The 22861-nt window shown below is 39.7% G+C and carries 23 protein-coding genes and 2 pseudogenes; 2 read left to right on the top strand and 23 right to left on the bottom strand.

Translation table 11 applies throughout. From position 1 onward, the window contains the following. Positions 1 to 8: 8 nt before the first annotated feature. The 15 genes and pseudogenes from QZ114_RS02610 to QZ114_RS02540 form a co-directional block, all read right to left on the bottom strand. A pseudogene (locus tag QZ114_RS02610) lies at positions 9 to 242 on the bottom strand (ABC transporter permease); the annotation flags it as partial. 22 nt (positions 243 to 264) lie between these two features. Next, positions 265 to 1509 carry a transporter gene (locus tag QZ114_RS02605; RefSeq protein ID WP_295499468.1) on the bottom strand — a complete coding sequence of 415 codons (1245 nt, stop codon included), beginning with the start codon at positions 1507 to 1509 and terminating at the stop codon, positions 265 to 267. Further along, on the bottom strand, positions 1506 to 3440 hold the full coding sequence (locus QZ114_RS02600; RefSeq protein ID WP_295499466.1) for a kinase: 1935 nt from the start codon (positions 3438 to 3440) through the stop codon (positions 1506 to 1508). The genes QZ114_RS02605 and QZ114_RS02600 overlap by 4 nt, the downstream gene beginning before the upstream one ends. A 341-nt stretch (positions 3441 to 3781) precedes the next feature. Continuing rightward, a complete protein-coding gene (locus QZ114_RS02595; RefSeq protein ID WP_049502605.1) occupies positions 3782 to 4651 on the bottom strand; it encodes a helix-turn-helix domain-containing protein in 870 nt (289 codons plus the stop codon). Positions 4652 to 4780: 129 nt separating this feature from the next. Beyond that, positions 4781 to 5473, bottom strand: coding sequence for a methionine ABC transporter permease (locus QZ114_RS02590; RefSeq protein ID WP_295499463.1), 693 nt, complete (start codon positions 5471 to 5473; stop codon positions 4781 to 4783). 1 nt (position 5474) lies between these two features. Next, positions 5475 to 6536, bottom strand: coding sequence for a methionine ABC transporter ATP-binding protein (locus tag QZ114_RS02585; RefSeq protein ID WP_295499461.1), 1062 nt, complete (start codon positions 6534 to 6536; stop codon positions 5475 to 5477). Beyond that, positions 6529 to 7902: a M20/M25/M40 family metallo-hydrolase gene (locus tag QZ114_RS02580; RefSeq protein WP_295499459.1), complete on the bottom strand. Its 1374-nt coding sequence runs from the start codon at positions 7900 to 7902 to the stop codon at positions 6529 to 6531. The genes QZ114_RS02585 and QZ114_RS02580 overlap by 8 nt, the downstream gene beginning before the upstream one ends. A gap of 111 nt (positions 7903 to 8013) precedes the next feature. Beyond that, a complete protein-coding gene (locus QZ114_RS02575) occupies positions 8014 to 8868 on the bottom strand; it encodes a MetQ/NlpA family ABC transporter substrate-binding protein (RefSeq protein WP_295499457.1) in 855 nt (284 codons plus the stop codon). A 152-nt stretch (positions 8869 to 9020) separates the two neighbouring features. Next, positions 9021 to 9851, bottom strand: a complete 831-nt coding sequence (locus QZ114_RS02570) for an amino acid ABC transporter substrate-binding protein (protein ID WP_295499455.1) — start codon at positions 9849 to 9851, stop codon at positions 9021 to 9023. A 103-nt stretch (positions 9852 to 9954) separates the two neighbouring features. Continuing rightward, a complete protein-coding gene (locus tag QZ114_RS02565; protein WP_295499453.1) occupies positions 9955 to 10278 on the bottom strand; it encodes an AzlD domain-containing protein in 324 nt (107 codons plus the stop codon). Beyond that, a complete protein-coding gene (locus QZ114_RS02560) occupies positions 10268 to 10963 on the bottom strand; it encodes an AzlC family ABC transporter permease (protein ID WP_295499451.1) in 696 nt (231 codons plus the stop codon). Before QZ114_RS02560 ends, QZ114_RS02565 begins: the two co-directional genes overlap by 11 nt. 119 nt (positions 10964 to 11082) lie before the next feature. Beyond that, on the bottom strand, positions 11083 to 12093 hold the full coding sequence (gene tsaD, locus QZ114_RS02555; protein WP_295499449.1) for a tRNA (adenosine(37)-N6)-threonylcarbamoyltransferase complex transferase subunit TsaD: 1011 nt from the start codon (positions 12091 to 12093) through the stop codon (positions 11083 to 11085). Beyond that, positions 12083 to 12517 (bottom strand): ribosomal protein S18-alanine N-acetyltransferase, encoded by a 435-nt coding sequence (rimI, locus tag QZ114_RS02550; RefSeq protein ID WP_295499447.1) that lies wholly within the window; start codon positions 12515 to 12517, stop codon positions 12083 to 12085. Before rimI ends, tsaD begins: the two co-directional genes overlap by 11 nt. Further along, positions 12514 to 13197: a tRNA (adenosine(37)-N6)-threonylcarbamoyltransferase complex dimerization subunit type 1 TsaB gene (tsaB, locus tag QZ114_RS02545; RefSeq protein WP_295499445.1), complete on the bottom strand. Its 684-nt coding sequence runs from the start codon at positions 13195 to 13197 to the stop codon at positions 12514 to 12516. Before tsaB ends, rimI begins: the two co-directional genes overlap by 4 nt. A 104-nt stretch (positions 13198 to 13301) precedes the next feature. Next, on the bottom strand, positions 13302 to 13517 hold the full coding sequence (locus QZ114_RS02540; RefSeq protein WP_295499444.1) for a hypothetical protein: 216 nt from the start codon (positions 13515 to 13517) through the stop codon (positions 13302 to 13304). A gap of 277 nt (positions 13518 to 13794) precedes the next feature. On the opposite strand from QZ114_RS02540, the gene QZ114_RS02535 reads away from it, so the two are divergent. Both QZ114_RS02535 and QZ114_RS02530 read left to right on the top strand, forming a co-directional pair. Next, complete coding sequence (locus QZ114_RS02535; protein WP_000639572.1) at positions 13795 to 14028, top strand: DNA-dependent RNA polymerase subunit epsilon; 234 nt, start codon at positions 13795 to 13797, stop codon at positions 14026 to 14028. 1 nt (position 14029) lies between these two features. Beyond that, positions 14030 to 15709, top strand: a complete 1680-nt coding sequence (locus QZ114_RS02530; RefSeq protein WP_295499443.1) for a ribonuclease J1 — start codon at positions 14030 to 14032, stop codon at positions 15707 to 15709. 339 nt (positions 15710 to 16048) lie between these two features. Here the strand turns inward: QZ114_RS02530 and mnmG are convergent, their stop codons facing one another. The 8 genes and pseudogenes from mnmG to QZ114_RS02490 all read right to left on the bottom strand — a co-directional run. Further along, positions 16049 to 17962: a tRNA uridine-5-carboxymethylaminomethyl(34) synthesis enzyme MnmG gene (gene mnmG / locus QZ114_RS02525; RefSeq protein ID WP_295499442.1), complete on the bottom strand. Its 1914-nt coding sequence runs from the start codon at positions 17960 to 17962 to the stop codon at positions 16049 to 16051. 9 nt (positions 17963 to 17971) lie between these two features. After that, positions 17972 to 18427: an NUDIX hydrolase gene (locus QZ114_RS02520; protein ID WP_295499441.1), complete on the bottom strand. Its 456-nt coding sequence runs from the start codon at positions 18425 to 18427 to the stop codon at positions 17972 to 17974. Between the two features lie 139 nt (positions 18428 to 18566). After that, positions 18567 to 19688, bottom strand: coding sequence for a tRNA 2-thiouridine(34) synthase MnmA (gene mnmA, locus QZ114_RS02515; protein ID WP_295499439.1), 1122 nt, complete (start codon positions 19686 to 19688; stop codon positions 18567 to 18569). A gap of 156 nt (positions 19689 to 19844) precedes the next feature. Further along, positions 19845 to 20060: a hypothetical protein gene (locus QZ114_RS02510; protein ID WP_295500245.1), complete on the bottom strand. Its 216-nt coding sequence runs from the start codon at positions 20058 to 20060 to the stop codon at positions 19845 to 19847. Between the two features lie 47 nt (positions 20061 to 20107). After that, a complete protein-coding gene (locus QZ114_RS02505) occupies positions 20108 to 20329 on the bottom strand; it encodes a hypothetical protein (protein WP_295499438.1) in 222 nt (73 codons plus the stop codon). Between the two features lie 171 nt (positions 20330 to 20500). After that, positions 20501 to 21088, bottom strand: a complete 588-nt coding sequence (locus QZ114_RS02500) for a hypothetical protein (RefSeq protein WP_295499437.1) — start codon at positions 21086 to 21088, stop codon at positions 20501 to 20503. Positions 21089 to 21472: 384 nt separating this feature from the next. After that, positions 21473 to 22330, bottom strand: coding sequence for a helix-turn-helix domain-containing protein (locus QZ114_RS02495; RefSeq protein ID WP_295499435.1), 858 nt, complete (start codon positions 22328 to 22330; stop codon positions 21473 to 21475). Positions 22331 to 22399: 69 nt separating this feature from the next. Further along, positions 22400 to 22645, bottom strand: a pseudogene (locus tag QZ114_RS02490) (IS5/IS1182 family transposase); the annotation flags it as partial. Positions 22646 to 22861 lie beyond the last annotated feature (216 nt).

Raw genomic sequence — 22861 nt, 5'->3', positions numbered from 1 at the left:
GCTCTTTTTTATTTATGACTCAATTTCTTAGTCAAGAAATCTCCCAAGAATTGGATTGTAAAGATAATCAAAATGATAATGATGGTTGCCAAGATGGTCACATCGTGATTGTAGCGGTTAAATCCATAGGCAATGGCTACGTTACCGATACCACCAGCTCCAACTGCACCAGCCATAGCTGTTTCCCCAACAAGGGAAATCAAGGTCACAGTCGTCACACGGATCAAATCTGGAAGACCTTCTAGTAAGCCTGATTTTCCTAGGTTAAACTTTTTTACCCGAAAAACTTCTTTTTTCTAATGATAAAATCAACCCTATCACACTCACTACCAAAAATACCCACCAACAAAGCCTGATATCTTGTAAAGCTAGGAAGGAAAATACAGACATCCCCACGGGTAATGTTAAAGAAAAAATCATACTCAAAAGATTATTACTTCTAGCTAATACATCCGCGCTCAAGTTAGACAGTAACAGAGTATCTAATTTAGGCATTGATTTCGACATCAAATACATGACAAAAGCTAAGCAGGCAACACCTACTAGAGGAGTGAACTCTAAAATATTAGCAGTAGCAAGTAAGACAAACAGAATTGCATTGAGCGATAGCAAACTTGAAAACGACAATTTTCCAAAATAATCATGGGGAGTTAGGCTACCAAGAATAGCTCCTCCCAAGCTGACACATTCAATTAAAAATAGAGCTTGAGCATAGCTGAGATGATAGATAGTATGGTTTAATAAGTAAAAGTGATAAATACCTCCAACAGCTCCTCCCAAAGTATTCATTACTAAAATAACAAGAATAATTTTAAACAAAGATTTACTTTCTCTCTGTCTAAATATATTATCCATGTCCGCATAGATTGCCTTAACTTGTTGAAGTAAACTAATCGACTTATCCTCTACACTTACAGACAAATACGTCAATTCTCTTCTATTTTTGAACAAAATAAGAGAAGATAGTAAAAAGAAGCCAGCATTCACAATTGCAACAAAAGAAAAATTTTGGTGGCTTGTTGTGAGTAACCACACTCCTAAGGCTTGACCTCCTAGATTTGATAAATAGGAAACAAACTGAGTAAAGGAATAAGCTTCATAGAGCTTATCTTCTGAAATATTATGCTGGATAATCGGCATACGAAGGCCTGCTGTGTAATCTGATAAAATATCCGAACAGATATTAATCATACAGATAAAAGCAAACGTTACGAAATTCTGATCATGAATCACACTAGCAATCAAAAGAAATAGCAGACTTTGCACACAACCAACCCAGATAATTGTCCTTGCTTTATTCCGAGTATGATCAGCCTTAATCCCAACATAAAAAGTAAATAGGAAAGGTAAAATCGTAATCATATTCGCCATAAATACTGCTATATTTTTAAAGGGTAGACTCGCAGCATAAACGATAAATACCAGATTATAAATATAAGCTCCACTTGAGCTTAAAAACCTCGATAAGGTCAGTATTCTAAATAAATGATGTCTTAAGAATAGTTTCATAACAGACCTCCTTGGCAATCCAGTAAACTATCAATCTTCACTCTAGGAATAAGATTTTCTGTATTTAACCCCACGTCCTTTAGAATAGAACTAGTTATTAATAATTCTTTTGCTACTACAATAAATTCATTATTAGGAAAATATTTGTTAACTGCTAACAGAGTATCTGCTAACCCATCCATTCCCATCCAATATCCAGAAAACTGAGCATACTCAACCAATATACTCGAACTCAGATCCAAAATAATATCTTTGTATTTAAATGGATCAATATATAACAACATTCTTATGACCCCAGATGTTCCATCTAACAAATAAGGAGAAACTGTTGTGGTAGAATTTTTCAAAAATTTTCTACCACCTATGTCTAACAGATTAGATAATACAATCTCAATACCTCTACTTATAGTATATCTGCTGAAAGAAATTTTATGTAAAAAAATTAAAAATCCCGATAAACCATTTAAACCATAAGTATTAAAACTATCAAATATATCCAACGATTCATCAGAGGTTATATCTATACTTTCTGTAAAATCAAATCTTGACTCTAATAAATTCAGAAATTCTTCGTCACTTAGTGGTATAAATGCCGTACTTGAGGACGTAATTTTTGTTTCTTTCTGTCTCTCTGCATATATATTTGAAAATATTTTTTTAGCAGTATGTATATCTGGATTATCACTAAATAGATAATTTATTAGAATATCTATGTTCGTTACTATTCCTTTTTGAAGAAGTAATTCTTTTACTTTATTAGTTTTTAAAGCTTCTTCTTCTCTCAAGTGTAATCTCCCCAGTAAAAATAACATCAAGTTTGCAACTTTATAACAATCTGCTTTTTTACCTTCTATACAATTCCATTTTTTTAAACAAATGTCATTATAAATACCTACTGTCGGAGATTCAGATGATTGATATGAGTTTTCTAAGTCAATAAAATACAAATCTAACATTTCTGTAATCAGAATATTATCTGAATGAATATCATTCAACACAATATTTTCTTTATGAAAATATTCAACCACTTCAATTATTTTTTCAAAAATTCTTAATAAAGTAAGAAAATTGGAGTAATTTTTAATAATGTCACTACTAGAATAAGAATATAAGTTATAATCATCTACAAAATCTTTTAATGTGTAGCCGTCTATAAATTCATAAATAAAATATCCATTTGTCCATTCATTAATATTTTCAAGCGATTTGGGAATATATTTGATTAGCTTCTTAGATAACTCCCACTCTCTTTCTCTAAACTCCCTCTTTTCTACATTTATATATGATAAAACGAAATTACGGCATTCCTTTATCACAACTTTCCTATTATATTTTTTTGAATTAGCTAAATAGATATTACCGCCATTACTAGATTTTATTATTGAATTTATTTCATAATTATTAGACATGTATGTATCTTCAAATATTTGAGATTCTTGAATATCTTCAATCCATTTAGGTAAGTCAAAATAAGATTTTTGATAATCTTGCCAAACTTCCCCATCTGGTCCATACATACTAGGTAAGCCGTCAATTAAATGCGCTTCATTAACAATATTACATCCAAATCTGTAGAAAATATTATTTGAATTTTTATATTTTCTATCACTTAGTATATAAATACCTTGGAAATCACAAGGTATTTTTTGATAAAGCTTTTCAAGTAAATCTATACAGTGATCTCTATTCTTTGGATAAATAGTTATAAACTTCCCTGATTCTGCAGATGATTCATTTTCTGAAAAATTTTTATAAATTTTATCAAAGTCAGACAAACATTTATACATAGTTCTTTCTCGTTCTAGCAACTTACTAACTATATCAAATACTTGTGTATAATTCTTTATAGTAGCAGAAATATGAATTTTAAAACCAAATTCTTCCAATTTATATAAATTATCATTATAGTATGTGAAGTCCATTCTATCCATAGTTCACCTTTTTACAAATAGATAAAGGAGTATGATATACAAATCTATACTCCTTATAAAATATTGCCAATCTGAGTTCATTATCCTTTATGAACTGAACATTTGTAAGTAGCTACAAATTCTTTGACTGGTTCTGCATGTTTTGATGCAGTCATTGCAAATTTTGTCATTTCTGTTACCTCCTTTGTTTTATGGAACCAGTATAACAAAAAAAGTGGGGCTCCCCACTTTTTTGTAATATATTTTTTCTGAAAATAGAAACTCTAGCGCCTAGAAACTACTAATTATCAATCCATCTACAAGGCTATTTATTTTTCATCAGTCGATGTAACGAGAATATATTACAAATCTTTATTTGAAAGCTGATTTGCAAAATAGTTTTCATAGTATCTTGCACCATCTACATACTCTAAATCTTGTAAGATTGTAATGCCTCTCTGGATTTTTTCAAGACCCTTATTTTTTACATTAAAAATAGTATCATAATACCCTTTAGCAATCATATAAATGATTTTAAGATAAGCTTGAGATTCTGGCAATTCTCGTTTTTCAATCTGAAAGATAAAATAATCTGCTTTTAATTTATCCTTTTCCTCTATCGCTTTAAAGAGTCCATTAATTAAAATGGTGTCAATACCAACTTTGTTACTAGGTAAAGAGCCTAATAAATCCGTCTTTTGCAACATCTCCCTAGAATATTTAAAATAGAGGGGCAGAGGAAACAAAGTAGAAATCGTTGAAAATAGTTCCAATTCATAATTTCCCCAGATGTCAATAGTAAAAAAATAGTCATAGAGAAAAGTCAGTTCTTCATCCGTTGCTCTTATTTCTGAATCAAAAAACACAAGAAGGCTTTTGATACGAATCATTTGTAAAAGATAGCTTGTTTCACCACTTGATCTATACTTTTGAGTCGTCTCTTCATACAAGGAATGGAGAGAATCAATCCCTTCTCTATCATATAAATCCCAAAGATTTTCTTGAAAAGCCAAAACCTTTTTCTGAGAAAAACCACGTACCAAGTACATAAATTCATTCAAATCAGAGTGGATGTTATCTAAGGCAGTAATCAATTTCATAGATGATAGGTCTGCTTCTCCACGCTCAAATTTGCTCAGCATGGAATAAGTAAACTCTCCTCCCGTCGCCTCCTGTAGAGATACATTCCGACTCTTTCTCAATTCTTTAAAAACTTCTCCCAGATTTTGCATATTGACTCCCCACAATTCTTAACTCTCTTACTCATAAAAGTAACGGTTGATAGCAACCAGTACAGAAAATTTCAAGTCTTGACTATAACGACAACTCCTATGAATGATGTACAGATGGCCTAGTTCTCTTTATTTATGACTCAATTTCTTAGTCAAGAAATCTCCCAAGAATTGGATTGTAAAGATAATCAAAATGATAATGATGGTTGCCAAGATGGTCACATCGTGATTGTAGCGGTTAAATCCATAGGCAATGGCTACGTTACCGATACCACCAGCTCCAACTGCACCAGCCATAGCTGTTTCCCCAACAAGGGAAATCAAGGTCACAGTCGTCACACGGATCAAATCTGGAAGACCTTCTGATAGGTAAACACCCACGATATCCCCAAATGTCGCTCCGCTAGCTTGAGCCGCCTCAATGACACCGCCATCCAATTCAGCCAAGACAACCTGTACCTGACGGGCAAAGAAGGCAAAGACTGCAAAAGAAAGTGGCACAAGGGCTGCATTAGGCCCGATACTAGTCTTAACAATCAAGTGAGAAAGGGGAGACAAGATTGCCAAGAGAATGATGAAAGGAACAGCACGGAAAATAGAGGTAATCTTATCCAAAATCCAGAAAACGACCTTATTCTCCAAAACACCACCTGGCGCTGTCAAGACGAGAAAGAGACCTGCCACTAACCCCAAGAACCCTCCGATGATGAAAGAAAGAACTGTCATATAAAGGGTTAGGTAGATGGCTGTTCCCCAGCCTGCTTGACCAGCCCAGCCCATTTTATAGACATTTGGTAAATAGGTTTGAATCAATGATTCCATCTTACTGTCCTCCCTTCAATACTTTTAACTGCACACCAGCCTGACGAATGGCTTCCTGGGCACCTGCTAGCGCTACTTTTTCACCCGACAAGACCACAACCAATTCTCCAACAGGAGTGCCATCGAGGATTTCGATATTCCCATAGAGGATATTAGCTGTTACTTGATATTGCTTGTACAATTCATTCAAAAGCGGCTCGTCTGTTGAAGCACCTGCGTACTTGAGTTGCACCAAGAGGCTGTTTTCAGACAAATGTTCCACGATTTCTTGCTTCTCAATCTTAACCATGGCTTCATCAATACCTGTGGCTGTTGAGATAAAGTCTTGGGTCAAAGGTTGTTTAGGATTTGAGAAGATTTCAAGGACGCTGCCCTCTTCAATCAAATGCCCATCCTGCATGACTGCCACACGATTGGCAATGTCTTTGACAATCTGCATTTCATGCGTGATTAAGACAATGGTCAAGCCTAATTTTTGGTTCAAATCTTGCAATAAGGCCAAAATCTGCTTGGTTGTCTTAGGGTCAAGGGCAGAAGTTGACTCGTCTGAAATCAAGATTTTTGGATCATTTGCCAAGGCACGTGCAATAGCCACACGCTGTTTTTGCCCTCCAGATAGTTGTGAAGGGTAGTTTTCAGCACGATCTGCCAAACCAACCAAGTCCAACAACTTAGCAACTTTAGCCTTCTTCTCTTCCTTGCTGAGTCCAGAGTGTTTAAGGGCAAAGGCTACATTCTCCTCTGCCGTCTTTTGGCTCATCAGGTTAAAATGCTGGAAAATCATCCCGATATCCTGACGTTTACGACGCAACTGCTCGGCCGTCAAGGTCACCTTGCCATCAAAAATCACATCGTCGTCAATGGTGATTTTCCCTGCAGATGGTTTTTGCAAGAGGTTAATCACCCGTACAAGGGTTGATTTCCCTGCTCCAGAATATCCAACGATTCCGTAGATATCCCCTTCTTGGATGTGAATAGTCACATCCTTGACCGCTGTGATGGTTCTCTTCTTCTGATGAAAAGTCACATCGATCTGATCTAACTTGATAATATCTCTACTCATAGCTTCTAATCAGCTCCTCTACTAATTCAATATGGGTGTAATAATCGGCGATTCGCACGTTCTCATCTCCACCGTGGTCTCGACTGTTGGCATTTCCTAGACCAAAGGCCACCATTGGTACTTCTAGGGCATCAAAGACCGTATGCATTGGCCCTGTCCCAGCTGTAGTTGGCAAGACAGATACGCCCTGTGGATAGAATTTCTTGGCTAGCTCAATCACATTTAGAATGGCTGGTGCGCTCATATCGCTTCGATAACTCATTTCTCCCAAGGTATAGTATAATTCTACCTTATCAAAACCGTTTTTGTCTAGCTGTTTCCGAATTTTTTCCAGTACGTCATATGGTTCTAAACCAGGAACCAAACGAACTTCTAACTTAGCACTAGCTTCCGCTGGCAAAATCGTTTTAACTCCCTGACCTTGATAACCAGACTGGATTCCTTCTATATTGAGGGCAGGCTCAAAAAAGAAACGTTTTAAATAATCTGCACGCTCTGCCTGTAAGAGAGGTAATTCCAAACCATAGATTTCTTTGATTTCTCCTGGATTACGCTGGGCATACTGATCAATCAAAGCAAGTTCTCGCTCATTTGGCTCTTGGACTTCTTCGTAGAGTCCTTCTACCAAGATACGACCATCTGCTGCACGAAGAGACTGTAAGGCTTGAAGGAGATACCAGGGAGCTGATTCCACAACCCCACCATAACTGGAATGAATGTCAACATCCGCACTTTTCACCTTGGCATCAAAGGTTACAATTCCCTTATTCCCTCCAGAAATTTCCAGTTGTTCCAAGGCATTTTTAGTCCCTTGTTCCCAGACCAATAAATCCGCACCACGGAGTTTATCCGCATGCTTTTCCAAATACTTATCTAGGTCTGTCGAAGCCGATTCCTCCGCGCCCTCCATGATAAAACTGATATTGACAGGCAAGTCATCATGGTGTTGCATATACTTTCTCAAAGCACTCAAACGAGCCGTGATATGTCCCTTATCATCATCCACTCCACGCCCATACATAATGCCATCACGCACAGAGAGGGTAAAAGGATCCTCAGTCCAGACCTGATCTCCATCTGCTGGCACCGTGTCGTAATGGTTATAAAAAATCAAGGTCTTGGCATCTGGACGCGAACTCTTAAAATGCGCCATGACAAAAGGAGCCGTATAGCTCTCATCAATTTCAACTTCAGCCCCAACACGCTTGAAAATCTCTTCCAGATAGTGGGCAACTTCCTTCAGTCCAACCTGTTGGGCAAAGACTGATTTCTTAGAAATCAAGGTCCGCAAAACTTCAAAGTAATGTTGCGCTACATGATCCATTTCAAATTTTTCAATCTGTTCTTGTTCGCTAGGAAAAACCATTTTCTCTCCCTCTCTACACTTTTTTCATCTCTTACAGAATCAGCTTCTTAAAACGGAAAACCCGATATAAAAGCAAGAGGTGGAACATTTCTCCCACCTCCTAATATCCTATTACCAAACTGGTTGATCCAAGCCGTCTGATGTTTTTTCGATGACTTTTTTCACTTCATCTGTATGGTAAGCTGCGATGACTTTCTTGATAGCATCCGCTTTAGGTGAAGTTTCCCAATCTTTTTTAGCAACAATGATGTTGTACCATTGTTTTGAATTTTCGTCAGCTTGCTCTTTGAAAAGTGCTTTCTTGTAGTCCAATTTTGCTTCTGTAACGAAGGTGTTGTTTACAACGGCAGCGTCAACTGATGACAATGAACGAGCTGTTTGGCTAGCGTCCAATTCAGTGATTTTCAAGTTCTTTGGATTTTCTTTAATATTAGCAACTGTTGCAAGTGCAGTTCCAGACACATCCAATTTAATCAAACCAGCTGATTGAAGCAAGTAAAGCGCACGGCTTTCGTTTGTAGCATCGTTTGGTACAGCGATTTCTCCATTTGCTGGGATGTCTTCAACTTTAGTGTACTTGTTGTCACTTCCATTCAAACCTGAGTAAAGGCGAATTGGAGAGATATAAGTATCTGCAATCGCTACAAGATCTTTCCCGTTTTCTTTGTTCCAGTTGTTCAAGAAGTTGTAGTGTTGGAAAGCGTTCAAGTCTACCTCACCATCAGCAGTTGCCTTGTTTGGTTGTGAGTAATCTGTGAACTCTGTAAATTCCAAAGTAATACCGTCTTTTTTGACTAATTCTTGGATCTTATCCCAACGAGCTTCTTCAGAACCACTACGGTTCACTGTTGCAATTTTAACAACTGTTCCATTGTCTGCTTTCTTTTCTGAGTTTCCGCAAGCTGCAAGAGCCAATCCTGCGACTGTAGCAATCGCTGCTACACCGAGCCATTTTTTAATTTTCATAGTTATTCTCCTTTAAAATAATACTGTAACAGTATCTCATAAATTATTTATTTTAACAAATTGTTATTAGATAGGCAGATATATAGTTTAAAACTATATGCCCAAATAGTAGGAAATCACCCACTTTTGTCAGAATGGATGATCTCAAGGAATTATTTAATATCAGCTTCTGCTGGTAGGTAAGTATCTCCGAAGAATTGTTTAGACAATTTTTCTAGAGTTCCATCTTTGTAGAGTTCTTGGATACGTTTGTCTACAAAGGTTTTCAACTCATCTTGACCCTTAGCAAGAAGTGGGTAAACGTACGGTTGTTGGTCGCTCGGAAGCTCAATCACTTTCAAATTGTCCAAACCTTGGTTCTTGATAACTGTTTCAACACCGATCTTATCAAAAATCTTGTAGTCAAATTGACCATCGCTCAAACGAGACATGATTTGTTGAAAATCAGCTCTAGTATAGTTAAGAACAGTAGGTTTATCTGTGTGTTGTTTATTGTAGTCTTCTAACTGTTTAGCAGAGGTTGTCCCTTGAACAACTTCTGTTGATTTTCCACCAATATCGTCAAGCGATTTGATGCTAGAGTCATCTTTTTTCACTACAAGAACGTTAGGGTTTTTAGCAGTTGGAGCTGCATAAAGGTATTTTTCTGCACGTTCTTTAGTGTAGCTGATATTGTTAACAGCCATCTGGTAACGATCAGCATCAAGTCCTGCAAAGACACCTGACCACTCTGTTTTTTCAAACTTGACTTCATACTTAGCAGAGTCTTTAAAGATAGCACGAACTAGTTCAATCTCATAACCAGTCAATTCGCCATTTTCTTCATAGTTGAATGGTTTTGGTGAAGCATTGGTTGCAACGATAATTTCTTTCTTGCTAGCTGCTTCTCCTTCTTTTTTCGCACCACCTGAGCAAGCTGCTAAAACACCTGCAGCAAGAAGCCCTAGGGCAGCAAGAGATGAGTATTTAACGATTTTTTTCATGTCATTTCCTCCAAAATAGAATACCTTATAATCTTATCAGAAAAAAAGTAATTATGCCATTATATGATATCTATATCTGTGATAGATTTTCTTTATAGCCCATTTAAAATAGTAGACGCAGGACGGCAATCAAGACAACTCCAAAGAGAACTGTTCCGACTAGATTGCGGTAGCGAAAGGCTACCCAAGCCGTTGGAAAGACTGCTAAGAAGTCCAGCCATTTAATTTGAGGCAGGCTACCGACTTTACCTGTCACTACGCTTGAAAGAATCAAGGCAAAGATAATAGAAACGGGCAAGAACTTCAAAAATCGCTCAACGATAGGAGGCAAACCCTTATACTTGGCCAAGATAAAAGGAATGATACGGGGAATCCAGGTCACCAAGCCAGAGAAAATAACTGCTAATAAAAGATACTTACTGACCATCTAAAACCACCCCCATTGTACAACCAAGTAGCGTCGCAAATAAAACAGCTAGCGACTGAGACACCACTGTCAAGAGTAAAAAGAAGGACACCGCAACAACTGCTAGGATAACGAGCAGGTTGCGGACAGGAATCCGTCTTTGCATAATCTGGAATTGCGAGGCAAAAATCCCGATAAACATGCCTACCAGAGCAAAGTCAAGACCAAAGATTTCGGGATTTGGCAGAAGACCACCTAGAGCTGTCCCAACAACCGTCCCAATCAACCAAGCCACATAGCTGTTGAGATTATTCCCATGCATCCACATAGGATTGACCTTATCTGTATGGGCTAATTCTCCCATCAATACACCATAAGTCTCATCCGTCAAGATACTAGACATACCGATATTGTGCCAAAGACTGGTATGGCGGAAATAAGTCGATGCGTGTAAACTCAACAAAAAGAGACGCAAATTAATCAAAAAAACCGTCATAGCAATGGCAGCCACAGGGGCCTGCACTGCAATCAAGGCCAACATGGCAAACTGGGCACTCCCAGCATAAACAAAGAGGCTCATCAAGGCCATCTCAACAGGTGTCACATAGGGTGCACCGATAATTCCGCAGGCCAGCCCGATACTAACATAACCTAGGGCCGTTGGCATGGCTGCCTGCGCCCCCTCCCAAAATCCTTTTTCTTTCATCTTTCTCCTCATATTGTCTTAATAAGTGGGCTGAAAAGGCTCCAGCCACAGCATGGACTATTATAACACATTCAGGAAAGAGAAAAAAGTCTGCTGATTGTAATCAGACAGACTTCATTTTATTCCATAGTATCAAAAGCAAGACTTGGTTTGGCATTGAGATCCAAGCTTGCAAAGTTTTCTTTGTTCCACTCGCTGACGCTGGCATAGGCAATCATACCTGCATTGTCTCCGCAGAGGCGCAGAGGTGGGATGATGACCTTGACATCTGTTATTTCGGCTGCTAGGCGTTCTCTGAGACCTTTATTGGCTGCCACACCACCTGCCACGACAAGGGTTTTAACAGGGTATTTCTCCAAGGCCTTCTTGGTTTTAGCCATAAGAATATCCAAGACAGCTACTTGGAAGGAAGCACACAAATCCTCTGTGGACAAGCTTTCTCCCTTTTGCTCAGCATTGTGATGAAGATTGATAAAGGCAGATTTCAAACCTGAAAATGAAAACTCCAGATTATCTTCCTTAATCATGGCACGAGGAAAATCATAAATATCCTGTCCCTGATGAGCTAGCTCGTCAATCTCACGACCGGCAGGATAGGTCAAGCCCATGACACGGCCGACCTTATCATAGGCCTCACCAACCGCGTCATCTCGCGTTTCTCCAACAATCTTGTAGTCACCAGCCTCAGAAACATAAACCAACTCTGTGTGCCCACCGCTAACCAAGAGGGCTAGCAAGGGAAAGTCCAAAGGCTCCACACTCTGGGCGGCCATGAGGTGACCAGCCATGTGGTTAACAGGGATAAGTGGAAGTCCATGTGCCCAAGCAAAGGCCTTAGCAGCTGACAAGCCAACTAACAAGGCTCCGACCAAGCCCGGTCCATAGGTAACCGCCACAGCTGTCACGTCCTCTTCCGTAATCCCTGCTTCTGCCAACGCCTCCTCGATACAGGCTGTAATGACCTCGACATGGTGACGACTAGCCACTTCAGGCACTACGCCACCAAAACGTTTGTGACTCTCAATTTGACTAGCAATGACATTGGACAAGAGTTCATCATCATTTTTCAAGACGGCGACACTGGTCTCATCACAGGATGTCTCAAATGCTAAAATATATCTATCCTTCATCTATTTCTCTCTTCATGATAATGGCGTCCTCGACTGGATCATGGTAGTAGGCCTTTCTCTCAGCGATGACTGCCATTTTTTCTTTCTTGTAAAATGCTTGCGCTCGATGATTTGACCTTCTGACTTCTAGGAAAATCTCCTTACCCATCGGTAATTGAGCAAACAAGGCTGATGCAATTCCCTGGCCCTGATAGATTTGTTTGACAGCGATTTGCAGGACTTCTGCCTCAAAGAGATTCTCCTGAACAGCTAGAAAGCCAATCACTTCTGTCCCATCATAAGCCAGAGCATACCAAGTCTGATTTTGGGACAGGTCTGCTTGGATTTGTTCCAGCGTCCAAGGACTGACTGAGTAAACATCCACCATGACAGCGTAGATGGCTTGAGCCAGGTCAGGCTGTTGGATTCGTATAATTTCGATCATAGGCGTTTAATATAAGACTCACCAGACTCGGTATGGTTCTTGAGCCAGTTTTCCTCAGCCTCAACACGTTTGAGGTAGTTCGGCACAAAATCATGCAAGGAGTCTGCTTCCTTGTCCCAAGCCAAAAGAGCAAGATTAGCTGCATTAGGCAAGGTTTCTTTGTAATCAGTCCTTGGCAAGTGTTCTTGAATCTGCTCCACAAAGGGGCCAACTTCTCCGACAAAGGTAACCTGACTAGCACCCTTAACTTTTTCTAACACCTCTTCAAAAGATAGGTGCGCTTCTGGCATGACAGGTTTAGCATTTTCATAAAATCCTGCATAAACATTGTTGCGACGAGCATCCATCAAGGGAATAAACAAACCTTCTTGTTGATAGGGCACCAGAGCCAAGAGGCTAGACATACCAACTAACTCAATGTTCAGGGTATGGGCCAAAGTCTTAGCAGTTGCTACCGCAATTCGCAAACCTGTGTAGCTACCTGGCCCTTCTGCCACCACGATTCGATCCAAGTCCTTGGGGGTCCAATCCAAACTTGCCATCAAAAAATCGATGGCAGGCATGAGAGTAATACTGTGATTCTTCTTAATATTAATAGTCGTCTCGGCAAGAACCTGCTTATCCTCTAAAATAGCAAGAGAAAGAGCCTTGCTGGACGTATCAAAAGCTAATACTTTCATAACATATTCCTATCCTTTTGTCTGCTTACTATTATACTACAAAAGCTGGCGCATGGGAATTTTCTTTGCGCCCAAACAAAAATGCCCCAGCATGAGCAGGGCATCTAAGCATTTAAGCCAAAATAAAATACCAACCAAACGACATAGGTCACGAGGAGGAGAAAAATCGAGTAGAAAGTCACAAAAGTAATCTTCCGCAAGAGCTTGCTTTGTCGTTGTTCCAGTTTTGTAAACAGGAGATTTCCTCCATAAACGCAAGCAACAAAAACGATAAAAGCTACCAAACGAACTCCGATAGCAAAAGCAAATAAACTATTCATAGAGCAACCTCCTTGACTTAAAAACTATAGGGAATTATGACAAACGATAAATTCCGCTTCCATTATCAAGATAACATATTTTCTCTATTTTTGCAAACGCTTACCAAAAGGAACTATATGACTTTTTCGTTTCCGTCTTTTACTAATTTTTCATTTTATGTTATAATTGAAACAATTGTAACGAATCAAGGTCAATCTAGACACAAAATGGAATGAAGTCAAGCAAATCTCTGCTAAAAGTTTGGAATAAGCTGACCTGTAAATAGAAAGGAACTATATGATTTACAAAGTTTTTTATCAAGAAACAAAAGAACGTAGCCCACGCCGTGAAACAACACGCGCACTTTATCTAGACATCGATGCTAGCTCAGAACTTGAGGGCCGTATCGCTGCTCGCCAACTTGTCGAAGAAAATCGCCCAGAGTACAATATCGAGTATATTGAACTCTTGTCTGACAAATTGCTAGATTACGAAAAAGAAACTGGCGCCTTCGAAATCACGGAGTTCTAATATGGCCTATACTCTTAAACCTGAAGAAGTCGGCGTTTTTGCCATCGGTGGTCTGGGAGAAATCGGGAAAAACACATACGGAATTGAATACCAAGACGAGATTATCATCGTCGATGCTGGGATTAAATTCCCAGAAGATGACTTGCTTGGTATCGACTATGTTATCCCTGACTACTCTTACATAGTAGACAATATCGACCGCGTCAAGGCTGTCTTGATCACACACGGACACGAGGACCACATCGGTGGGATTCCTTTCCTACTCAAGCAAGTAAATGTCCCTATCTATGCTGGACCGCTTGCCTTGGCTTTGATCCGTGGAAAACTCGAAGAACATGGCCTCTTGCGCAACGCTAAACTTTACGAAATCAACCATAACACAGAGTTGACCTTTAAAAATCTCAAGGCAACTTTCTTTAGAACTACACACTCTATTCCAGAACCTTTGGGGATTGTCATTCATACTCCTCAAGGGAAAATTGTCTGTACGGGTGACTTCAAGTTTGACTTAACACCAGTTGGTGAACCAGCAGATTTGCACCGTATGGCAGCTCTTGGTGAAGAAGGTGTACTCTGTCTCCTGTCTGACTCGACAAATGCAGAAATTCCAACCTTTACCAACTCTGAAAAAGTCGTTGGCCAGTCCATCATGAAGATTATCCAAGGCATAGAGGGACGTATCATCTTTGCATCCTTTGCCTCAAATATCTTCCGTCTCCAACAAGCAACAGAAGCCGCTGTTAAGACTGGGCGTAAGATTGCAGTCTTTGGTCGTTCTATGGAAAAGGCCATTGTCAACGGAATCGATCTTGGCTACATCAAAGCTCCTAAGGGAACCTTTATCGAGCCAAATGAAATCAAAGACTACCCTGCAGGCGAGGTTCTTATCCTCTGTACAGGTAGTCAGGGTGAACCTATGGCAGCCCTCTCTCGTATCGCCAACGGAACCCACCGTCAGGTGCAACTCCAACCCGGCGATACGGTTATCTTCTCTTCTAGTCCGATCCCTGGAAACACCACAAGCGTCAACAAGCTCATTAACATCATTTCTGAAGCTGGTGTTGAAGTTATCCACGGTAAAGTGAACAATATCCACACATCTGGACACGGTGGTCAGCAAGAGCAAAAACTCATGCTCCGCTTGATTAAGCCAAAATACTTCATGCCTGTCCACGGTGAATACCGCATGCAAAAAGTCCATGCTGGACTTGCGGTGGATACTGGTGTTGAGAAGGACAATATCTTTATCATGAGCAATGGTGATGTGCTTGCCCTTACTGCTAACTCAGCTCGTATTGCAGGTCATTTCAACGCCCAAGATATCTATGTCGATGGAAATCGTATCGGTGAAATCGGCGCAGCTGTCCTCAAAGACCGTCGTGATCTATCTGAAGACGGTGTCGTTCTAGCAGTCGCAACTGTTGACTTCAAATCACAGATGATTCTGTCTGGTCCAGACATCCTCAGTCGAGGCTTTGTCTACATGAGAGAGTCTGGAGACTTGATTCGCCAAAGCCAGCGTATCCTCTTCAATGCAATTCGTATCGCACTTAAAAACAAGGACGCCAGCGTGCAATCTGTCAATGGTGCCATTGTCAACGCTATTCGCCCCTTCCTCTATGAAAATACCGAACGTGAACCGATCATCATCCCGATGATCCTCACACCAGATGAAGAATAATACTCTTCGAAAATCTCTTCAAACCACGTCAGCTTCGCCTTGCCGTATATATGTTACTGACTTCGTCAGTTCTATCTACAACCTCAAAGCAACCTACGGCTAGTTTCCTAGTTTGTTCTTTGATTTTCATTGAGTACAAGTCAACAAAACAGCTCCGTTTTCGGAGCTGTTTTTCTCTATGCTTTCTTTTGAGATTAAAACTCAAGAAAAATCGAAATCAGACTAGAAGGCTAGACGAAAGCATAACTTGAGTTAGCTCCCATAGTTCGGGGAACTATGGGAGGCTGTAGATGAATCAAAGCCAAGCTTTGAACTCATTCGTAAGAAGCCGACGACGTATCATTTTGATTTTTGAAGAGTTTTAGAAATACTACGATTTTTACCTTCAAGATACACCATCAAAATGGAAATATCTGCTGGGTTTACTCCTGAAATACGGCTAGCTTGGCCGATGGTTTCTGGATTGATGAGTTTGAACTTCTGACGAGCTTCTGTCGCGATAGAATCGATGTCATCCCAGTCGATATTAGCTGGAATGCGTTTTTCCTCCATGCGTTTCATCTTGGCAACCTGGTCCATGGCTTTAGAAATATAACCTTCGTACTTGATTTCTGTTTCAATCAATTCGATAATCTTGTCATCCAAGTCCTCAGCAGCTGGCCCGATGAAGGCCACCACATCTTGGTAAGAAACTTCTGGACGGCGAAGGAATTCCTTGGCTGTCACCGCATCTGTCAACGGTTTGAAGCCCATCTCCTCAACCTTGGCATTGGTTTCCTTAACTGGCTTGAGTTTGATGCTGTCGAGACGTTTCATTTCATTATCAAATTGATTTTTCTTGATTTCAAAGCGAGCCCAGCGTTCATCGTCCACAAGTCCAATCTCACGTCCCATCTCAGTCAAACGCATATCAGCATTGTCATGGCGGAGAATGAGACGGTATTCAGCACGACTAGTCAAGAGACGGTAGGGTTCAATGGTTCCTTTGGTCACCAAGTCATCAATCATCACCCCGATATAACCGTCACTGCGCTTCAAAATCAACTCAGGTTTACCTTGGATTTTCAGAGCCGCATTGATACCCGCGATAATCCCTTGACCAGCAGCTTCTTCGTAACCTGACGTTCCATTTGTCTGACCAGCAGTGAAAAGTCCTGAGATTTTCTTGGTTTCCAGAGTCGCACGCAACTGGTGTGGCAAGACCATGTCATACTCGATAGCATAACCTGTTCGCATCATCTCTGCATTTTCCAAACCTTTGATGGAATGGACCAACTCACGCTGCACATCCTCAGGCAGACTGGTTGAAAGTCCTTGGACATAGACTTCCTCTGTATTGCGCCCTTCTGGCTCAAGAAAGAGTTGATGACGTTCCTTGTCCGCAAAGCGCACAATCTTGTCCTCAATCGACGGACAGTAACGAGGTCCCACTCCCTTGACCACACCTGTAAACATAGGCGCACGGTGGAGGTTGTTTTGGATAATCTCATGACTGGTACCATTGGTGTAGGTCAACCAGCATGGCACTTGATCCTTGATATAGTCCTCATCACGTGAAGTATATGAGAAGTGATTTGGCGCTTCGTCCCCTGGCTGAATCTCTGTCACGTCGTAGTTGATTGAAGAAGCCTTGACACGTGGAGGGGTTCCTGTCTTGAAACGACCGATTTCGAGTCCAAGTTCCTTGAGATTGTCAGCAAGGTTAATCGAAGCCAAGCTGTGGTTAGGACCTGATGAGTACTTGAGGTCACCGATGATAATTTCCCCACGAAGGGCAGTCCCTGTCGTCACAATAACAGCCTTAGCAGAATACTCTTGGTGGGTCGCTGTACGGACACCGACAACCTTGCCATCTTCCACCAAAATCTCATCAATCATGGTCTGACGAAGGGTCAGATTGTCTTGATTTTCAACCGTCTTGCGCATTTCCTTAGAGTAAAGCTCCTTGTCAGCCTGCGCACGAAGGGCACGGACAGCTGGCCCCTTCCCTGTGTTGAGCATCTTCATCTGGATGTAAGTCTTATCAATGGTTTTGGCCATCTCGCCACCGAGGGCATCGACTTCACGCACAACAATTCCCTTGGCAGAACCACCGATAGAGGGGTTACAAGGCATGAAAGCCAGCATTTCAATGTTGATGGTCGCAAGTAAGACCTTACAACCCATACGACTAGCAGCCAGGGATGCTTCTACCCCAGCGTGTCCCGCACCAATTACAATAATATCGTATTTTTCAGTAGAATTATAAGTCATGTTTCTCTCCTATTTCTCAAGATGAATGTGTCTTAGTTGGCCGTCCCATTCTGGTAGGGCTGTTTTTAGAAAGGCTGGAACTAGTTGAATATTCTGGAGCTGATCTAAGTCAATCCACTCACAGGGCTGCCTTTTCTCATCTTCCTGCATGGTCAATGGGGCATCTTCAAGCAAATCCACCAGATAATGAAACTCGATATTGTGATAGGAAACACCGTCCTGTTCAAAACGATTTTCAACAACAAAAGTTAGTTGCCCAGCTTGAGCTCGGACACCTAATTCTTCCCTCACTTCACGGACTACCGCTTCTTCCGTTTTTTCGTTAACTTGAATCGCACCGCCAATTGTGTAATACTTGCCCTTATCTTTGGTGACTAGGAGCTTGCGATTTTGGACAATCAAGGCTGTCGCCCGAACTCCAAAAACCGTATTTCCTACTTTTGTCCGAAAGTCTTGCTGAGTCATTTTTTCCTTTCCCTTAAACGACACAAAAACAGTCAAAACTCCAAAGAAGTGCAGGACAAAAAAGCCTGCAACATCCATGAGCTTTGACCATCATTTCTATTGCTTTTATTATTGTAGCAAATTGAGAAAATTTGTCAATCTAAATGTACTGACAAACTTGTCCATCGCGGTAAGCATTGTCAATCAAACCACCACCTAGACACTCTTCACCATCGTAAAAGACAACTGCCTGTCCTGGTGTGATGGCGCGTTGCGGTTCTGCAAAGATAACCTCTGCCTTGTTTCCTTTGACATGGACAGTCACCTTCGAATCAGGCTGACGATAGCGGAATTTTGCTGTGCATTCTAGCGTAAATTCCTCTGGCATATCACGAGTAAAGTGGACCTGACTGGCTTCTAAGCTGGTTGACATGAGCGAGTCATGGTAGAAACCTTGTCCGACATAGAGGATATTTTTGCTTAGGTCTTTTCCAACAACGAACCAAGGGGCATTGTCACCACCGTGTTGTCCACCGATACCGAGGCCGCCACGCTGACCAATTGTATAGTACATAAGACCTGCATGCTCCCCCATATCGCGACCATCCACAGTCATCATGCGACCAGGCTGAGCTGGCAGGTAGTTGCTGAGGAAGTTTTTAAAGTTCTTTTCTCCGATAAAGCAAATCCCTGTCGAGTCTTTCTTCTTGGCAGTTGCAAGGCCTGCTTCTTCTGCTAGTCTGCGAACTTCAGGCTTTTCCAAATGTCCCAAGGGGAACATGGTTTTTTGAAGTTGTTCTTGCGAAAGTTGGCTGAGGAAATAGGTCTGGTCCTTGCCGTTGTCCACGCCACGAAGCATGTGAACTGCTCCATCTTCATCACGCGCCACTCGAGCATAGTGCCCAGTCGCTACATAGTCTGCCCCCAAGGTCATGGCATAGTCCAAAAAAGCCTTGAACTTGATTTCCTTGTTGCACATAACATCTGGATTTGGCGTGCGTCCTGCACGGTATTCCGCTAGGAAATACTCGAAAACGCGGTCCCAGTACTCTTTTTCAAAATTGACAGAGTAGTAGGGAATGCCAATCTGGTCTGCCACCGCAGCCACATCCTTGTAATCTTCGGTCGCCGTACAGACGCCGTTTTCATCTGTGTCGTCCCAGTTCTTCATGAAGATGCCAATCACATCGTAGCCCTGCTCCTTGAGAAGAAGAGCCGTCACCGACGAATCAACACCACCACTCATCCCCACGACAACACGTGTTTTAGAGTTATCACTCATGGTAAGTCTCCCATCTATTCGTTTATTCACGATTGAAGGTCGTGTGTGCTTCACGATTGAAGGTCGCTTGAGCAGTATTCATTATAACATGCTTGGTTAGAGAAGACAAGAAAGAGGCTGATAATCTACCAACCTCTGGTTTTATTGATAAAAACTTTAGTCATCATCGTCTCTATAAAAATATTTTCTATACACCCTTGATAATACCAAAATTAATGCCAATATTATACCAAGAGCCATAATAATAGAATTGATTAGATTTATTTTAGTATGTCCAATCACTAGTCCAATAATTGGACTAGTAGACATGCTTAGATATAATAAAAATGACAAAAAATGAATCTCACCAATTCCTGCAAAAAAATGTTTCATTTTAAATATCCCAATTTTACCTTTCATCTTTATAATCCAATAATCCACTAACAAATATTTTGATTTCTCTTTCTTTTGAAAAATCTTGACAGCAAATTTACTCCACTTAATGCCACTAAGATTTCAATGGGCAAAAAATAGTAATCCCATATCAAATGAGAAATCAGCAATGACAGAAATAGTATACAGTCAATATAATTATTCTTAAAATATTCTGTAAATACATAATACAGAAATGCCACAACCACTGAAATTAAAACAACCATCATAATACTAGCGTCCTGTCCTTCTCACTAACTCTATTTCCAAAATTTAATTTTTGGGGGACTTAGTAATGAAATTACAATTAACAACACACCTAATATAAATAAAAGTATTTCCCAAAATTTATTCTCAGTTTTAATAAGAGGAATAAGATTCGTTTTTTGGGCAATTGTCGATCAAAATGTCCGTTTATCTGTCAATAATCCTAGAAAATCTTGTCGTTTCAAGTCGGAGAAATGTTTGGTTGAAAGACTTCCCTTTTGAAGTCCATCATCTCTGACCTGCAAATAATAGCTATGTTGGCTTGTTTTGATTGTCAAAAAATCGCCAAATACAAAAGCTCTCTTCCAGTTGCGAATCTCAAATTCTTTCATCTCTGATTTTGGAATGCGGATAAGTCCTTGCCGCAAATCGCGATGATGCTCACTTGTGAAAGTCATCCCATTTCCAAGATTTCTTATCAGTAACTCATCTGGGGTCACCATCACCAGCGCTATTTTAGTTAAGAAAATTTCAACTGTTGGTGGTAAAATAGCCAAATTAAACCACGGGTGTAAGTAGCGATAAGCTAAGAAATAGTGACGATCCTCACCCAATCCTAGTTGTTTATATAAGGTCTTGACCTCACTATCTAACCTCGCTTCAAAAGACACATCCGAATGCTCTTCTTCCTTCTTCTGATTAAAATAACTCACCCAGACTAGGAAACCTATAAAGACTATGCTAAATATCCCTGATAAGAGATATTTTAAATTGTAGTTCATCACTTAACCTCCTGATTCACTACTCTACCTAAAGCAGAGGCCTATCTATTTTGAAAATAGTTCCATAACAACTTTAAATAAGACTGGTATCACTAAAATTAGGATAATTCCTATTACAAATATCATGACTACTCGCAAAAGATCCTTATTTTTAAACATTTTCCCACTCCTTTTCTAGCTACATCATAATTCTCGACCAAATACAAAATTAAGAACACTGCGCTTGGTAACGTTTACACACCCCCATTTCACCTATATTATAAATCAACATATATAAACTGTCAAGCAATTTAAGCAATAATCTAAATATTTTTGAAAAGAAGAATTATAGTTATATTTCGTGCATGAAAAAGATAGCTTCTGCTATCCTTATACATTCTCTGACTACTTATCCATCAGATATTGTTCTACCTTGAGTGCCATAACTTCATTATTTTCAATTAGATAAAGCACCTTAGCTTTCATATAATAGTCCTTAGCAACAGAGATATCAAGATTTTCTGTTACATTTCCCAACAAGCAATATAAATCGGCTAGCCTAAAGCTACTATGATACTTGTTACAAAATTCAATCATCTCCAATAATAGCGCTCTGGACTTGTCCATCTCCTCCTGTTTCCAAAGGTGGTAACAATAATTGTATTTTATTTTGATATACAACTCAATTTGTTCACGCACACTGGTATCGATTTTTGAAAGGGCTACGGAAACCTGATCATATAGTTGTTCAAATTTCTCCTTATTCTCATCATAGCCTAAGAAAATCAGCAGAGTATTCAAAATATATAAGTAGTCCACTTTATCAATACTAATCCTACTGAGGATGTCCTCTATTTTTGAAATAGCTAGGTTTAATTGGTGTTCACATTGATAGGTTAGAATAGCATCTACCCAGTCCAGATAAATCTTTTCATCAAAAGATAAGGAAGTCTGTTGCTTTCTTTCTCCCTCAAAAACATATTTCAAAGAGGCATAATCTTGATTTTCCAACAATGTTTCAGACAACCTCTTGAAAGCAGACAAGCCTAGAAACTCTTTCGAAATTTCTCCTGAAAAAAAATAGTCCATATTTAAGCCCATTTTTTCAGATAATTTATATAACAAATCTGCTCCTGGCATATATTTGCCTTGTTCCATTCGACTTATCTGAGTTTGTTGGCAAATTCCTTCTGCCAACTCTTTTTGCGACCAGCCCAGCTCTTTTCGCTTATTTTTTAATCTTGTTGCTAATAATGCATGCATGCTAATCACCACTATTTATATTCTATAAAAACATTATACTACTTTTTTGAGAAGATTATGTCATATTGTCTACAAAGAGTGAATAGGTTTCTCTACATGTACGCAAAAAGAAGCTGGGCAAAAACTAGCTTCCAAATAAAACCACACTGTAGTTTCAGTCTTGAATACAATCAAGTTGAAAGGAATACCGTGTGGTTTTTGAATTTTTGAAGTTTCATAGGTCAGTTTGTTGGATAATGTTATAAGAAAATTCATGCTCATCAATAGAAAGCTTAATTCCCCTACAATTATCTGTTTACCTCTGTTATACATTCTAATTTTCTTTAGTCAGCGCAACATCTTTTTATTTTTTGCTAGATTTTGAGACGGTAAATAATACTAAATGAAACTAAAATGAATACTCCTTGCTTTTCTTGAGAGTGAAAAAGTACAATAAAATGATTGTAGTGATTAACACAAGATACTGACTAATAGACATCGTATTTGAAGCAACAAATACAGGTAAGGAATAAAAAGGAAGAAGTTCAATTG

Origin of the sequence: uncultured Streptococcus sp. (genome assembly GCF_901875575.1) — a bacterium.
Taxonomy (GTDB): Bacteria; Bacillota; Bacilli; order Lactobacillales; family Streptococcaceae; genus Streptococcus.
Note: the sequence above shows the minus strand (reverse complement) of the source record. Positions and strands in the feature narration are given on the sequence as shown.